We start from the raw sequence: 14,726 nt of genomic DNA on the forward strand, positions 1-14,726 counted from the left end.
GCGCGCGGGCACAATACCGCCCAAATGCTGATCTACCCCCACATCGATCCCGTCGCCCTGCAAGTGGGCCCGCTGGCCATCCACTGGTATGGCCTGACCTACCTGGCGGCCTTCGGGCTGTTCATGCTGCTGGGCATCGCCCGGCTGCGGCACCCGCCATTCGCGTCCATCACGGGGCCCGGCGCGTGGACGCGCAAGGATGTGGAGGACATCCTGTTCCTCGGCGTGGCAGGCGTGGTGGTCGGTGGGCGCCTGGGCTACTGCCTGTTCTACAAGCCCGGCTACTACCTGAGCCACCCGCTGGAGATCTTCGCGGTGTGGCAGGGGGGCATGGCCTTTCACGGCGGGCTGCTGGGCGTGATTGCGGCGATGCTGTGGTTTGCCCATTCGCGCAAGCGTCCGTGGCTGCAGGTGGCCGACTTCGTGGCGCCCTGCGTGCCCACGGGGCTGGCGGCGGGGCGGGTCGGCAACTTCATCAACGGCGAGCTGTGGGGCCGCTTTTCCAGCCCCGACCTGCCGTGGGGCATGGTCTTCGCGCACAGCGGCTCCATGCAGCCACGCCACCCGTCGCAGATCTATCAGTTCCTGTTGGAAGGGCTGCTGCTGTTCATCCTGCTGTGGCTCTATGCGCGCAAGGAGCGCCGCCAGGGCCAGGTGGCGGCGGCGTTCCTTGTGGGCTACGGCGCGTTCCGCTTCATCGCCGAGTATTTCCGGGAGCCCGACGCCTTCCTGGGCGTCCTGTCGCTGGGCATGAGCATGGGCCAATGGCTCTGCGTGCCCATGATCGTCGCCGGCGTCGCGCTGTGGCTGTGGGCACAGCGGCAGCCGGCCCCCGTGCCCGGTTTCAAGTAAAAAATACTTCTGACGCTTGATGATCAAGCGCTGGCAGCTATTGAAAATATAGCAAACAGCGGGTTGTGGCCGACTGCTCATCCCGCAGCCTGTATTGCGGGGTGGCGGGCTTGCGCACGCGGCTTCTTCCGCTGCCTTCCTCAGGGCGCTCCTTCGCGGCGGGGCCCTGGCTGGCGCCGAACCCGAACCCGTGCCATGCGCGCGGCGCGTCCTGCAGGGCCTGGGGCACCGGTTTTCCAGTGAGTCCGGCGGCCGTGCGGGCCTTGCCACTGGGGGCGGGCAGCCCCGCCAACCTCATCCCGACGTGCGCGAAGCGCCTGGCTTCTCCGTGACCTCTTCCAGCGTGCTCCGATGGCCCGCTGAGTGCGCGCGGATGTGGTGTGGGTGCCACCGGCCCGCATTTTTTTGCGAAATTCAACGAATTGGACGTTTCAGGTCTTGTAATTTTTCATAATTATGAGAAATTACATAGAAATCAGAGAAAGCCCGGTATTTGTGAGCTTTTGGCGGCGTGTTGGCGGCCAAAGGCGTCAGAGGATCTGACTGTGCCGCCTCTGCCACTGGAGTTCACCCGCACCATGCGCCCGATTCCCAACTCATTGCACGACGAAGCCGCCTCGCGGCTGCGCGAGCAGATCTTCGCCGGGGCCTTGCCGCCGGGGAGTTTTCTGGACGAGGCGGCGCTGTGCGAGCGGCTGGCCATTTCGCGCACGCCGCTGCGCGAGGCGCTCAAGGTGCTGGTGGCCGAGGGCCTGCTGCGCCACGAGCCGCGCCGGGGGTGCTTCGTGGCAGAGATCTCCGAACGCGACCTGGACGACCTGTTCCCGGTGATCGCCTTGCTGGAGGGGCGGGCCGCGCACGAGGCCACCCGCAAGGCGGGCGCCGCCGACGTCGCGGCGCTGGAGGTGCTGCACGAGCGCCTGCAGCAGTGCGCCTCGGACGGACTCCTTACCGACTACTACGAAGCCAACTACGCGATCCATGAGGCCTTCATCACGCTGGCGGACAACCGCTGGCTGGCGCAGGTGATCGGCGACCTGCGCAAGATCCTGCGGCTGGCGCGGCTGCAGACGCTGCATGCGCCGGGCCGCCTGCAGCAAAGCCTGGCCGAGCACCTGGCCGTGTTCGCCGCGCTCAAGGCGCGCGACTGCGACGCTGCCGAGGAGGCCATGCGCACCCACCTGTTGCGCCAGCGCGATGCGCTGCGCGACGTTGCCCGCAACCAGCAATCGAGGCTGACACCATGATGAACAGTACCCCCGAATGGATCGCCCGCAGCGTGTCCCGCCTGCGCACCGCCGCGCCTGCCACGGACAAGGCGGCCGACAAGTCCGGCGAGAAGCCCGCGAGGGCCGCCATCGACAAGTCGGTGACGGATGTGGTGGCCAAGGTGGCCGTGCCGCGCTCCACGCACGAACGTCTGCAGGCGACGCTGCGCCGCGGGCAGGAGGCGCTGTCGCCGCGCGCGCTGCGCCGCCTGCTGGCGGACCTGCAGGAGGTGGTGGCCCCGCAGGTGAGTGAGCTCGAGGGCGGGCGCCGCGCCCAGGCGGTGGCCGAGTGGTATGCCAGGGCCGAGACCGAGGAGCGGCGCGACATGTGGCTCCTGATGTGCGAGCAGTTCGCGCCCGACGCCACGCGCTTCAAGTCGGCCCGCCAGCGCTACGAGGCCGCGGCGGGCACGGCCGAGGAGGGGCAGGCCGAGATCAGCCTGCGCCGCGCGCTGGTGTCGCCGCGCACCCGGCTGCTGCAGCGCTTTTCCGTGTTTCCCGAGGGCATGCGCTTCCTGGTGGACATGCGGGCCGAGCTGCTGCCGCTGCTCAAGGCCGACAAGCGCCTGCTGGCGCTGGATGCGGAGCTGGAACACCTGTTCTCCACCTGGTTCGACGTGGCCTTCCTGGAGCTGCGCCGCCTGTCGTGGGATTCGCCGGCCTCGCTGATCGAAAAGCTCATCAAGTACGAGGCCGTGCATGACATCCGCAGCTGGGCGGACCTCAAGAACCGGCTCGACAGCGACCGGCGCTGCTACGGCTTCTTTCACCCGCGCCTGCCCAACGAGCCGCTGATCTTCGTGGAGGTGGCACTGGTGGACAAGATTTCTGCCAGCATCACGCCCTTGCTGGACGAGGCGGCCGCACCGGTGGACATCTCCCGGGCCACCACGGCGATCTTCTACTCGATCAGCAACACACAGACGGGCCTGCGCGGCGTGAGCTTTGGCGATTCGCTCATCAAGCACGTGGTGGAGACGCTCACCGCCGAGTTCCCGCGGCTGCGCACCTTTGCCACGCTGTCGCCCATTCCGGGCTTCCGCTCGTGGCTGGGCAAGCACGCGGGCGCGATGCTCGAGCGCCTGGATGACAAGCGCCGCGCCGAGCTGGGCCGCGCGGTGGGCTTCGAGCCCCCGCAGCCCACGCACCTGCTGGCCGCCATCGACAAGGCCCTGGAGCTTGACGCCAAATCGCCCGTGCGCCAGATGCTGCTGGAATGCGCCGCCCGCTACCTGGGGCGCGAACTGCACGAAGGCAAGCCGGTCGACCCGGTGGCACGCTTTCACCTGGGCAACGGCGCGCGGGTTGAGCGGCTGAACTGGGCGGGCGATCCTTCCGGCAAGGGGCTCAAGCAGTCGTACGGGCTGATGGTGAACTATCTGTATGACCTCAAGCGCATCGACAAGCACCGCAGCCTGCTTGCGCAGGGCAAGGTGCCGGTGTCGGGGGACATCGACAGCCTGTGCCGTGGTGATTGATCCGTGCCGCCCGCGCGGCGGGCGGCACTGTTTTGGCCCTGGGCCGGTGGGCCGGGGGCCGAAAGGCGGCTGACCTGCCCGCCTGGCAGGCGTGGCGCCCGGGGCGCGGCGTCTTTCTGGTAGAAGTGCAGGCAGCAACCGGTGGCCGATGGCCGATCGCACGCCACGGGCCGGTTTCCATTTTTACAACGACGACAGGAGACAAGGAAATGACAGACAACATGCGAATCGACGACCGAGCGGTGCAGCGCCGCAGCCTGCTGGCCGCAGCGGCGGCAGCGGGCCTGGGCCTGGGCAGCGGCGGCAGCTGGGCGCAGGCCTCCGCCTGGCCCTCCAAGCCCGTGAACCTGGTCGTCCCCTTTCCGGCCGGAGGCGGCACCGATGCGTTCGCACGGCCGCTGGCCGCGCAGTTTTCCCGCGCCACCGGCAAGACGCTGGTGATCGACAACCGGGGCGGGGCGGGGGGCACCGTGGGGGCCAGTTTTGCCGCCAAGGCCGCGCCCGACGGGTACACGCTGTTCATGGGCGCGGTGCATCACGCCATCGCCCCGTCGATGTACCCCAAGCTCGACTACGACATCGAGAAGGATTTCATTCCGCTGTACCTGCTGGCCAACGTGCCGCAGGTGGTGGTGGTCAACCCGAAGAACGTGCCGGTGGGCAACTTCCAGCAGTTCATGGACCATGTCAAGCGCAACCCCGCCAAGCTCAACTACGGCTCGGCGGGCGCGGGCACATCGCACCATCTGGCGGGCGAGCTGTTCAAGCAGCAGACCAACACCTTCATCACGCACATCCCCTACCGTGGCGCGGGCCCTGCGCTGCAGGACCTGATCGGTGGGCAGGTGGACATGATGTTCGATGGCCTGGGTTCGTCGGCCGCGCATATCAAGGCGGGGCGCATCAAGGCGCTGATGGTGTCCGGCTCCAAGCGCAACGCGGCCTTCCCGGACGTGCCCTGCGCTTCCGAAGTGGGCCTGCCCGACTACACCGTGACCACCTGGTATGGCCTGTGGGCGCCCAAGGGAACGCCGGCCGATGTTCAGGCGCGCATCGTCGAGGAGATCCGCAAGCTCGGCGCGGCCGACGAGCTCAAGACCATCTGGGCCAGCAATGGCGCCGAATACGGCGGCCTCACGCAGCAGCAGTTCGCCGGCATGGTCAGCAGCGAGGTCAAGCGCTGGGCGGCGGTGGTGAAGGCTTCTGGCGCGAAACTTGATTGACCCCCTGAGGCGCTTCGCGCCATCCCCCTGAGGGGGACGCCACCCGTGGCCTGGCAGAGCCAGTTCCACGGTGGCACTGGCGATGGCGTTGCGCCAGTTGTTGTGGGGCGTGGACTTTGCAAACGTGATGGGCAACGAATATGTCAGGTGAAGTGTTGATGGATGCCGGTGAGCGTGGCGTGGTGCATGTCACCTTGCGCCATGCCGGGCGGCTGAACGCGATGTCGCGGGGCATGTGGCGGCAACTGCGCGAGGTGTTTCAAGACATCCAGCGGCGCAGCGATGTGCGCTGCGTGCTCATCGCCGGCGAGGGCGATGCCTTCTGCGCGGGGGGCGACATTTCGGAGTACCCGGGCTTTCGCTTCGACACCGCGGCCTTGCGCGATTTCCATGAGAACGACGTCTGGGGCGGGCTGAGCGCCATGCTCCTGTGCGACGTCCCCATCGTGGCCCAGATCAGCGGGGCCTGCATGGGTGCCGGGGTGGAGATCGCCAGCTGCTGCGACATCCGCATCGCGGGCGGTACGGCCCGCTTTGGTGCCCCCATCGCCAAGCTCGGCTTCCCCATGGCCCCCCGCGAGGCGCAGCTGGTGGCCGGCGCCGTGGGCGATGTGACGGCCCGGCAGATGCTGCTGGAAGCCGCCACCTTCAGCGCCGCCGACATGCTGGCGCGCGGTTTCCTGAGCCGCGTGGTGGCCGATGACAGGACGGCCACCGAGGCGGTGGGCAGCGCGCAGCGCATTGCCGCGCTGGCACCCCAGGCCGCCCGCATGAACAAACAGACATTTCGGGCATTGAAAGTGCCTGTGGCGCCTGCTGTAAATGCGCAATCAGCTATTAAAGATATAGCAAGCGATGTGCCTGACCCCTATGCGTACGCGGACAGCGCCGAGCACCGCGAAGGCATCACTGCGTTCCTTGAAAAACGCGCCCCCCTGTTTTGATGGGCCTTGCCCATTTCCATTCCTCTTGTGGATCTGACCATTTGCAACCCCGTCCAACTGCCATGAGCCAACACAACCTCTTCAGCGCCCTGCGCGCAGCCTTTCCCTCCGACCTGGGCCGCACCGCCGTGGAAACCACGGCGCCCGACGGCACCCCGCTGCACTACAGCTGGGCCGACCTGGACCATGCCAGCGCGCGCATCGCCAACCTGCTGGCCTCGCTCAAGCTGCCCGAGGGCAGCCGCGTGGCCGTGCAGGTGGAAAAGTCGGTCGAAGCCATGCTGCTGTACCTCGCCACCTTGCGCGCGGGCTACGTGTTCCTGCCGCTCAACACGGCCTACCAGAGCGCCGAGATCGAGTACTTCATCGGCAACGCCGAGCCTGCGGTGGTGGTGTGCAGCCCGGGCAACTTCGGCTGGGTGTCGAAGATCGCCTTCACGCTGGGCACGCAGCACGTCTTTACCCTGGGCGACGACCGCACCGGCAGCCTGCTGGAGCGCGCGGCGCACCATGGCGACAGCCACACGCCCGTGCAGCGCGCGGCCGATGACCTGGCCGCCATCCTGTACACCAGCGGCACCACGGGCCGCAGCAAGGGCGCCATGCTTACGCACGGCAACCTGCTGTCGAACGCGCAGGTGCTCAAGGAGTACTGGGGCTGGACGGCTACCGGAGGGCCTGATGGCCGTGGCGACGTGCTGATCCACGCCCTGCCCATCTTCCACGTGCACGGCCTGTTCGTGGCCATCCACGGCGCGCTGATCAATGGCAGCAAGATGATCTGGTTCAGCAAATTCGACCCCAAGGCCGTGCTCGCCGCCATGCCGCGCGCCACCGTCTTCATGGGCGTGCCCACGCTCTACGTGCGCCTGCTGGGCGAGGCCGGCCTCACCAAGGAGGCGGCGAAGAACATGCGCCTGTTCGTCGCGGGCTCGGCGCCGCTGCTCATCGAGACCTTCAACGAATGGCAGCAGCGCACCGGCCACACCATCCTGGAGCGCTACGGCATGAGCGAGACCATCATGCTCACCTCCAACCCCTACGCGGCCGATGCGCGCCATGCCGGCCAGACCGAGCGGCGCGGCGCCACCGTGGGCTTCCCGCTGCCCGGCGTGGGCCTGCGCGTGGTGGACGATGCCAACAAGCCGCTGCCCGTGGGCGAGATCGGCAACATCCAGGTTCAGGGCCCCAACGTGTTCAAGGGCTACTGGCGCATGCCCGAGAAGACGGCCGAGGAGTTCACGCCTGACGGCTGGTTCAAGACCGGTGACGTGGGCAAGGTGGACGAGCGCGGCTACGTGAGCATCGTGGGCCGCAGCAAGGACCTGATCATCAGCGGCGGCTACAACGTCTACCCCGCCGAGATCGAGGGCTACATCAACGACATGCCCGGCGTGGCCGAAAGCGCCCTGGTGGGCGTGCCGCACCCGGACTTCGGCGAAGTGGGCGTGGCCGTGGTCATCGCCAAGCCGGGCGTGAAGCTCGACGGCGAGGCCATCGTGGCGCGGCTCAAGTCGCAGCTGGCCAACTTCAAGATCCCCAAGCGCTGCTTCGTGGCCGACGAGTTGCCGCGCAACACCATGGGCAAGGTGCAGAAGAACCTTCTGCGCGAGCAGCACAAGGCACTGTTTTCCTGACCCCGTGGGCTGGCGGCTGCCGCAGGCGCGGCCTGCTGGCACCTGCCCGTCGCAGTCAGTGCCCGCCGCCGACCAGGGCGCGTCCGGCCGCCCGCAGGGCCTTGGCCGCGCTGTCGCCCAGCAGCAGCGCCCCGCTGCTGAACGCGCCATCCACGAGCAGCGAGAGCTGGGCGGCGGTCACGTCCGGCTTTTTCACACCGAGCCGCCGGCACAGCGCCGAAAGCCGCTTGCGCTGCTCCAGCCTGTGGCGGGCCGAGATGGCGCGGGCAGGGTGCGCGGGGTCCGCGAATTCCGCGGCCACGTTCAGCTGGGGGCATCCCCGGTAGCCCGGGCGGGCCACCCGCTCGCCCACCCACTGGAGCAGGGCGTCGAGCTCCGCCGCGGGATCGGGGCCGTGCGTTGAGACAACGTCGTCCCATTGCTGCCAGAACTCGCGGTCTTCGCGCTCCAGGAAGGCCGCGATCAGGTCATCCTTGGTGCGGTAGTAGCGGTAGAGGCTGGTCTTGGCGATCTTCGCGCGCTCGATGATCAGGTCGATGCCCACCGCGCGAACGCCTTCGTTGTAGAAAAGCTGGGAAGCGGTGTCGAGGATGCGTTGCTGCACATCGCCGGGCGGCATGGCCGCGGGCGTGGCGGAGGAGGCAGCTCGCGAGGACGGGGTGCCGTCACGGGTTCCAGGTGGTCTCATGCGCAGATTTTCCCACATCGCGCGGAGATGTGATACAGACCTGTATGTTGCCGGCAGGCCTGCATGCGCCGCGTGCCTTCAGCCCGCTCCGCGGGGGCGGCCAGGGCCAGGGCCGTGGGTCCGACCCTGCCGTTGGGCAAGGCCCGCGCGGCGGGGCCTCTGCCCTGTGCTCAGCGCAGCACCAGCACGGGGATGTGCGAGTGCGTGAGCACATGCTGGGTTTCGCTGCCCAGCAGCAGGCGCTTGAGCCCCTTGCGGCCGTGCGATGCCATGACGATCAGGTCGCACTTGTGTTTCTTGGCGGCGGAGATCACCGCTTCCGCGACGAGATCGGATTTGGCGATGACGGCCTTCACGGCAACGCCCTGGGCGATGCCTTCGGTCTTGACGCCATCGACCATGGCCTGCGCGGCGTCGCCCCACTGTTTCTCGATGCGCTTGACGTCGCTCATGTCGACCGGCATGCCGCCTTCAAAGTAGCTGCGGGGATAGCGTGGCACGACCTTGAGGGCCACCACCGTGGCGCCCGACAGGGCTGCAAGGGACAGGCCGTGCTCCACCGCTTTGTCCGACAGGGCCGAACCGTCCGTGGCAATCAGGATGCGTTTGTACATAAAGGGCTCCTCAAAGTGATGGAACAAGCTTAGGATCAATCATGTTCCGGGGCTTGATCCAGGTCAATGTACCTGCCGGGCCCTCACGATAGGCTTGAACCATGTCAATGTTTGGACCCGGTGCGCCGGCCTCATCCCCGGTGCATCAGACAGATGCCGGGACGGACGCGTGGCCGGCGGCCGCGCCCGCTCCGCAGGCCGTGCTGCTGGACGACCCGCAGGAATGGTCGGCATTCGGCCGCCCGTGTGCTCAGGCGGGTGGTGCTCCCGCGGACCTTGCCGCGTGCGCCTGGGAATCCCAGGTGGTGCTGGAGGGCATGCACTGCGCGGCCTGCGCGCTCACCATCGAAGACGCGCTGCGCGCCGTGCCGGGCGTGCAGCAGGCCGATGTGAGCGCCGCCACGCGGCGCGCGCGCGTGGTCTGGCACCCGGCGCAGGTGCGCCCCTCGCAGTGGATGCAAGCAGTGCACAAGGCAGGCTACCGCGCCATGCCCGCCATGGACGCCTTTGCACGCGAGCAGCGCCTGCGCGAGAGCCGCCGCGCGCTGTGGCGCTGGCTGGTGGCGGGTTTTTGCATGATGCAGGTCATGATGTACGCGTGGCCGGCCTATGTGGCACAGCCGGGCGACCTCACGCAGGAGATGGAGCAGCTGCTGCGCTGGGCTTCCTGGGTCATTACCTTGCCGATGGTGGTCTTTGCGTGCGGACCCTTCTTCTCCAGCGCGCTGCGCGATATCCGGTTGCGCCGCGTGAGCATGGACCTGCCCGTGGCGCTGGGCATGGCCATCACTTTCGCGGTGAGCACGGCCGGGACCTTCGACCCCACGGGCATCTTCGGGAAAGAGGTGTACTACGACTCGCTGACCATGTTCGTCTTTTTCCTGCTCACGGGGCGCTGGCTCGAACTGCGCCTGCGCGACCGCACTGCCGGCGCGCTGGAAGCCGTGATGAACCGCCTGCCCGACAGCGTGGAGCGGCGCTCGGCGGATGGCAGTTTCGTGCGCGTGGCCACACGCCGCCTGGCCGTGGGGGACACGATCCGCGTGCTGCCGGGGGAGGCCTTTCCGGCCGATGGGCGCATCACCCGGGGCAGCACCCAGGCCGACGAATCCCTTCTGACGGGAGAGTCCACCCCGGTGGCGCGGCCTGTGGGCAGCGTGGTCACGGCCGGCAGCTACAACCTGCAGGCGCCGGTGGAGGTGCAGGTGGAGGGCACGGGCGGGCAGACGCGCTTCGCGCAGATCGTGGCCTTGATGGAAAGCGCGTCGCTGCAGAAACCCCGGCTGGCACAGCTGGCCGACCGCATCGCGCGGCCGTTCCTGGTGGCGGTGCTCGCGGCCGCGGCCCTGGCGGCCGCGTATTGGTGGCCCTCCGATCCTGGCCATGCGCTGATGGTGGCGGTGGCGGTCCTCATCGTGACCTGCCCCTGCGCACTGTCCCTGGCCACACCGGTCGCCATGCTCACGGCGGCGGGCACGCTGGCGCGCCATGGCGTGCTGGTGCGCAACCTGCAGGGCCTGGAGGCCTTGGCCCGTGTGGATACCGTGGTGTTTGACAAGACCGGCACACTCACGCGGGACGGCATGGCATTGCAAGCCGTGCATGCCACCGAAGGATGGACGGCGCGGGGCGCGCTGGCGCTGGCGTCCGCCTTGGCGCGCCAATCGATGCATCCCGCATCGCGCGCCGTGGTGGCCGCTGCTGGCGCGCAGGACGACGGGCGCTGGATCGTGAGCGGCCTGCAGGAGGAAGCCGGGCTCGGCCTGGTGGCCGTGGCGCGGGATGGCCTGGGCGCGGAGCCTGCCCGCACGTTCCGGCTGGGCTCCGCTCGCCATGCGGGCGTGGCGCCGCAGGACGGCGCCGCACTGCAGGTGGTGCTGTCGGAACAGCGCCCCGACGGGCGGGTGCTGGAACTGGCGCGCTTCGACCTGGTGGAGGCTCTGCGCGCCGAGGCCCCGGCCGTGGTGACGACGTTGGCGGATGCCGGCATGGCGGTGCAGCTGCTGTCCGGTGACCGGGCCGTGTCGGTGCGGCGCGTGGCTGCGCAGGCGGGCATAGCGCAGGCGGCGGGGGAGTGCACGCCCCAGGGCAAGCTGGCCGCGTTGCAGGCGCTGCAGGCCGGCGGCCACCACGTGGCCATGGTGGGCGATGGCATGAACGATGGCCCGGTGCTGGCAGGCGCCCATGTGTCCTTCGCGTTTGGCCGCGCCGTGCCGCTGGCGCAGGCGCAGGCCGATTTTGTCGTGCTGGGCGACAGCCTGGCGCTGGTGCCGCAAACGGTGCTGCTGGCGCGGCGCACCCTGCGTGTGGTGCGCCAGAACCTGTGGTGGGCCGCGGGCTACAACGCCCTGTGTGTTCCATTGGCCGTGGCGGGTTTCATGCCCGCCTGGCTTGCCGGGCTGGGAATGGCGCTGAGTTCGCTGCTGGTGGTCCTCAATGCCGCGCGCCTCGCACGAGATCTTCCGCCGTTGTCTTCCTCGGGCGCGGCGCCGCTGCCGCCAGAGGGTGCTCCGGCCATTGAAATCACCAAGACAACGCTGAAGGCCGCCTGATGGACATTCTGTACCTGCTGATTCCGCTGTCCGTGGTGCTGGTCTTGATGGTTCTTGCAGGACTGTGGTGGGCGGTTCATCACGGCCAGTTCGAGAGCGTCGAGCAAGAAGGTGAACGGATTCTCCGAGACGATTGACTTGTGTCAATGCCCTGAAAAGCTGGCTGCAACAAACTCTTAATGCAATACAAAGAGGTGCCCGATGGATTCTCCAAAAACAAATGCTGCGCACTACAACGACACGGTGGTGCGGCAGTTTTCTATCATGGCCGTGGTATGGGGGGTGGTTGGCATGCTGGTGGGCGTCATCATCGCCGCCCAGCTGGCCTGGCCTGAACTCAACTTTGGCATACCCTGGCTCAGCTACGGGCGCTTGCGCCCCCTGCACACCAACGCGGTGATTTTTGCGTTTGGCGGCTGCGCGCTGTTTGCCACAAGCTACTACGTGGTGCAGCGCACCAGCCAGGTCCGGTTGTTCGCCGGGCCGCTGGCGGCGTTCACGTTCTGGGGCTGGCAGCTGGTCATCGTGGCCGCCGCCATCAGCCTGCCGCTGGGCTACACCTCCGGCAAGGAGTACGCCGAGCTTGAATGGCCCATCGACATCCTGATCACGCTGGTCTGGGTGTCCTACGCCATCGTGTTCTTCGGCACCATCGGTGTGCGCAAGGTCAAGCACATCTATGTGGCCAACTGGTTCTTCGGTGCGTTCATCCTGGCGGTGGCATTGCTGCATGTGGTCAACAGCGCAGCGATTCCCGCCGGCTTCATGAAGAGCTACTCGGCCTATGCGGGCGTGCAGGATGCGATGGTGCAGTGGTGGTATGGCCACAATGCCGTGGGCTTCTTCCTCACGGCGGGCTTCCTCGGGATGATGTACTACTTCATCCCCAAGCAGGCAGGCCGTCCGGTGTACAGCTACCGCCTGTCCATCGTCCACTTCTGGGCGCTGATCTTCACCTACATGTGGGCCGGTCCCCACCACCTGCACTACACCGCGCTGCCCGACTGGACGCAATCGGTGGGCATGGTGTTCTCGCTGATCCTGCTGGCCCCCAGCTGGGGCGGCATGATCAACGGCGTGATGACGCTGTCCGGCGCCTGGCACAAGCTGCGCGACGACCCGATCCTGCGTTTCCTGATCGTGTCGCTGTCGTTCTACGGCATGTCCACGTTCGAGGGCCCGATGATGTCCATCAAGACCGTCAATGCCCTGAGCCACTACACCGACTGGACCGTGGGCCACGTGCACTCCGGCGCCCTGGGCTGGGTGGGTCTGATCTCGATGGGGTCGCTGTACTACCTGGTTCCCCGCCTGTTCGGCCGCGAGAAGATGCACTCCATCAAGGCGATCGAGCTGCACTTCTGGATGGCCACCATCGGCATCGTCCTGTACATCGCCGCCATGTGGATCGCCGGCGTGATGCAGGGCCTGATGTGGCGCGCCATCAATCCCGATGGCACGCTCACCTACACCTTCGTCGAGAGCGTGAAGGCCACGTACCCCTTCTATGTGATCCGTGTGGCTGGCGGCCTGCTGTATCTGGGGGGCATGGTGGTCATGGCCTGGAACGTGTGGGTGACAGCGATCTCGGGCCGTTCGGTCAAGGTTGCCATTCCCGCCGTGAATGCGGCGCACGCCTGAGCCGAAGGAGATAACCCATGTCCAACAACAATCCATCTTCTTCGACCGGCTTCTCCCACGAGAAAGTCGAGACCAACAACTTCCTGATGATCGTGCTGATCCTGCTCGTGATCGCCATTGGCGGCCTGGTGGAGATCGTGCCGCTGTTCTTCCAGAAGTCCACGACCGAGGCGGTCAAGGGTGTGGAGCCCTACAACGCCATGCAACTGGTGGGCCGCGACATCTATATCCGCGAGGGCTGCTACAACTGCCATTCGCAGATGATCCGCCCCTTCCGCGCCGAGACGCTGCGCTACGGCCACTACTCGGTAGCGGGCGAGTTCGTGTACGACCATCCCTTCCAGTGGGGCAGCAAGCGCACCGGACCCGACCTGCACCGCGTGGGCGGCAAGTACAGCGATGAGTGGCACCGCATCCACCTGAACAACCCGCGCGACGTGGTGCCTGAGTCGAACATGCCCGCCTATCCCTGGCTGGAAAAGAACGCGGTGGACCCCGCGAGCGTTGCGCCGCGCATGAAGGCGCTGCGCACCGTCGGCGTGCCCTACACGGACGAGCAGATCGCGGCATCCGCGGCCGACGTCAAGGGCAAGACCGAGATGGAGGCGCTGGTCGCCTACCTGCAAGTCATGGGCCGTGCGCTCAAGTAAAGGAGGTTCGCAATGGACATCACCACCATGCGCATCGTCGCCACGCTGGCCTCGATGGCCTGCTTCGTCGGCATCTGGGTCTGGGCCTACCGGGGCCGCAACAAGGCCCGGTTTGACGAGGCCGCTCGGCTGCCCTTTGAACAAGATTGACCCCCACCAGAACGAGAACACCCCATGAGTGACTTCACCAGCAATTTCTGGTCGGTCTTTGTGACCACGCTGACCCTGGTCGGCATCATCGCCTGCGGCATCCTGCTATGGATGGCAGGCCGCAAGAAGGTGATGGCCACGGCCGACAACACCACGGGCCACGTCTGGGACGAGGACCTGGTCGAAATGAACAACCCCCTGCCGCGTTGGTGGGTCTGGCTGTTCGTCATCACCATCGTCTTCGGCTTCGGCTACCTGGCCGCCTACCCAGGCCTTGGCAGTTTCACCGGCAAGCTGAACTGGACGCAGAAGGGCGAATACGAAGCCGAGATGGCCAAGGCCAAGGCTGAACTGGAGCCGCTGTATGCCCGTTTCGCCTCGATGAAGCCGGAAGACGTGGCCAGGGACCCGCAGGCCCAGGCCATTGGCGAGCGCCTGTTCATGAACAACTGCGCTCAGTGCCATGGTTCCGACGCGCGCGGCAGCAAGGGTTTCCCCAATCTGGCGGACGGTGACTGGCTCCATGGCGGGGCGCCCGAGAAGATCCGTGAAACGATCGAGAAGGGCCGTGTGGGCAACATGCCTCCCATGGCGGCCGCAGTGGGCACGCCCGAAGACGTGCGCAACCTGTCGCACTATGTGCTGAGCCTGTCGGGCAGCCCGCACGATTCGCTGCGTGCTTCGCTGGGCAAGTCCAAGTTCACGGCATGCGCGGCCTGCCATGGCATGGACGGCAAGGGCAACCAGGCGCTGGGTGCCCCCAATCTGACCGACGACGTCTGGCTGCATGGCTGGGGCGAGGCGGCCATTACCGCCATGGTCAACAACGGCAAGGTCAACCAGATGCCGGCCCAGGCCGACAAGTTGACGGAAGCGCAGATCGGCGTGCTGTCTGCGTACGTATGGGGCCTGTCCAACGGCAAGCAGGCTGCCGCGGTGCGCTGATCCGGGCCGGGTGGTGCGCCCCCTGGCGCTGCCCCCGGTTTTTTGCCCCATTGCTGAAGACACACCAAGCCAATAGGTCGACAC

Annotated in this window: 14 protein-coding genes; 12 read left to right on the forward strand and 2 right to left on the reverse strand. The window is 67.2% G+C overall.

The features are described from left to right. Positions 1-24: 24 nt before the first annotated feature. From lgt to AC1RVY_RS09085, 6 genes are all read left to right on the forward strand, one after another. Positions 25-852: a prolipoprotein diacylglyceryl transferase gene (lgt, locus tag AC1RVY_RS09060; RefSeq protein ID WP_218294135.1), complete on the forward strand. Its 828-nt coding sequence runs from the start codon at positions 25-27 to the stop codon at positions 850-852. A gap of 578 nt (positions 853-1,430) precedes the next feature. Further along, the gene (locus tag AC1RVY_RS09065) at positions 1,431-2,099 is read left to right on the forward strand and encodes a GntR family transcriptional regulator (protein WP_218294136.1); all 669 of its coding nucleotides are present in this window, start codon (positions 1,431-1,433) and stop codon (positions 2,097-2,099) included. Further along, on the forward strand, positions 2,099-3,598 hold the full coding sequence (locus AC1RVY_RS09070; protein ID WP_218340944.1) for a malonyl-CoA decarboxylase: 1,500 nt from the start codon (positions 2,099-2,101) through the stop codon (positions 3,596-3,598). Before AC1RVY_RS09065 ends, AC1RVY_RS09070 begins: the two co-directional genes overlap by 1 nt. Before the next feature lie 209 nt (positions 3,599-3,807). After that, entirely contained in the window at positions 3,808-4,821 is a 1,014-nt protein-coding gene (locus AC1RVY_RS09075) for a Bug family tripartite tricarboxylate transporter substrate binding protein (protein WP_218294137.1), read from the forward strand. A gap of 140 nt (positions 4,822-4,961) precedes the next feature. Further along, entirely contained in the window at positions 4,962-5,765 is an 804-nt protein-coding gene (locus AC1RVY_RS09080; protein WP_492806315.1) for an enoyl-CoA hydratase/isomerase family protein, read from the forward strand. A 62-nt stretch (positions 5,766-5,827) separates the two neighbouring features. After that, entirely contained in the window at positions 5,828-7,402 is a 1,575-nt protein-coding gene (locus AC1RVY_RS09085; RefSeq protein WP_492806316.1) for a malonate--CoA ligase, read from the forward strand. A gap of 55 nt (positions 7,403-7,457) precedes the next feature. On the opposite strand, the gene AC1RVY_RS09090 is transcribed toward AC1RVY_RS09085, so the two are convergent. After that, positions 7,458-8,090, reverse strand: a complete 633-nt coding sequence (locus AC1RVY_RS09090) for a TetR/AcrR family transcriptional regulator (RefSeq protein ID WP_492806317.1) — start codon at positions 8,088-8,090, stop codon at positions 7,458-7,460. 170 nt (positions 8,091-8,260) lie between these two features. Beyond that, a complete protein-coding gene (locus AC1RVY_RS09095) occupies positions 8,261-8,704 on the reverse strand; it encodes a universal stress protein (protein ID WP_218294141.1) in 444 nt (147 codons plus the stop codon). A 107-nt stretch (positions 8,705-8,811) separates the two neighbouring features. Between AC1RVY_RS09095 and AC1RVY_RS09100 the strand changes: the two genes are divergently transcribed. The 6 genes from AC1RVY_RS09100 to ccoP all read left to right on the forward strand — a co-directional run bounded on the left by AC1RVY_RS09100 (position 8,812) and on the right by ccoP (position 14,642). Further along, positions 8,812-11,256 carry a heavy metal translocating P-type ATPase gene (locus AC1RVY_RS09100; protein WP_218294472.1) on the forward strand — a complete coding sequence of 815 codons (2,445 nt, stop codon included), beginning with the start codon at positions 8,812-8,814 and terminating at the stop codon, positions 11,254-11,256. After that, a complete protein-coding gene (gene ccoS, locus AC1RVY_RS09105) occupies positions 11,256-11,393 on the forward strand; it encodes a cbb3-type cytochrome oxidase assembly protein CcoS (RefSeq protein WP_056169616.1) in 138 nt (45 codons plus the stop codon). Before AC1RVY_RS09100 ends, ccoS begins: the two co-directional genes overlap by 1 nt. Positions 11,394-11,457: 64 nt before the next feature. After that, positions 11,458-12,897, forward strand: coding sequence for a cytochrome-c oxidase, cbb3-type subunit I (gene ccoN / locus AC1RVY_RS09110; RefSeq protein ID WP_218294142.1), 1,440 nt, complete (start codon positions 11,458-11,460; stop codon positions 12,895-12,897). Between the two features lie 17 nt (positions 12,898-12,914). Further along, positions 12,915-13,547 (forward strand): cytochrome-c oxidase, cbb3-type subunit II, encoded by a 633-nt coding sequence (gene ccoO, locus AC1RVY_RS09115; protein WP_218294143.1) that lies wholly within the window; start codon positions 12,915-12,917, stop codon positions 13,545-13,547. 12 nt (positions 13,548-13,559) lie between these two features. After that, positions 13,560-13,697, forward strand: a complete 138-nt coding sequence (locus AC1RVY_RS09120) for a cbb3-type cytochrome oxidase subunit 3 (protein WP_010460656.1) — start codon at positions 13,560-13,562, stop codon at positions 13,695-13,697. A gap of 24 nt (positions 13,698-13,721) precedes the next feature. Further along, positions 13,722-14,642: a cytochrome-c oxidase, cbb3-type subunit III gene (gene ccoP / locus AC1RVY_RS09125; RefSeq protein WP_218294144.1), complete on the forward strand. Its 921-nt coding sequence runs from the start codon at positions 13,722-13,724 to the stop codon at positions 14,640-14,642. Positions 14,643-14,726 lie beyond the last annotated feature (84 nt).

This window comes from Acidovorax sp. GW821-FHT11A03, assembly GCF_058809075.1.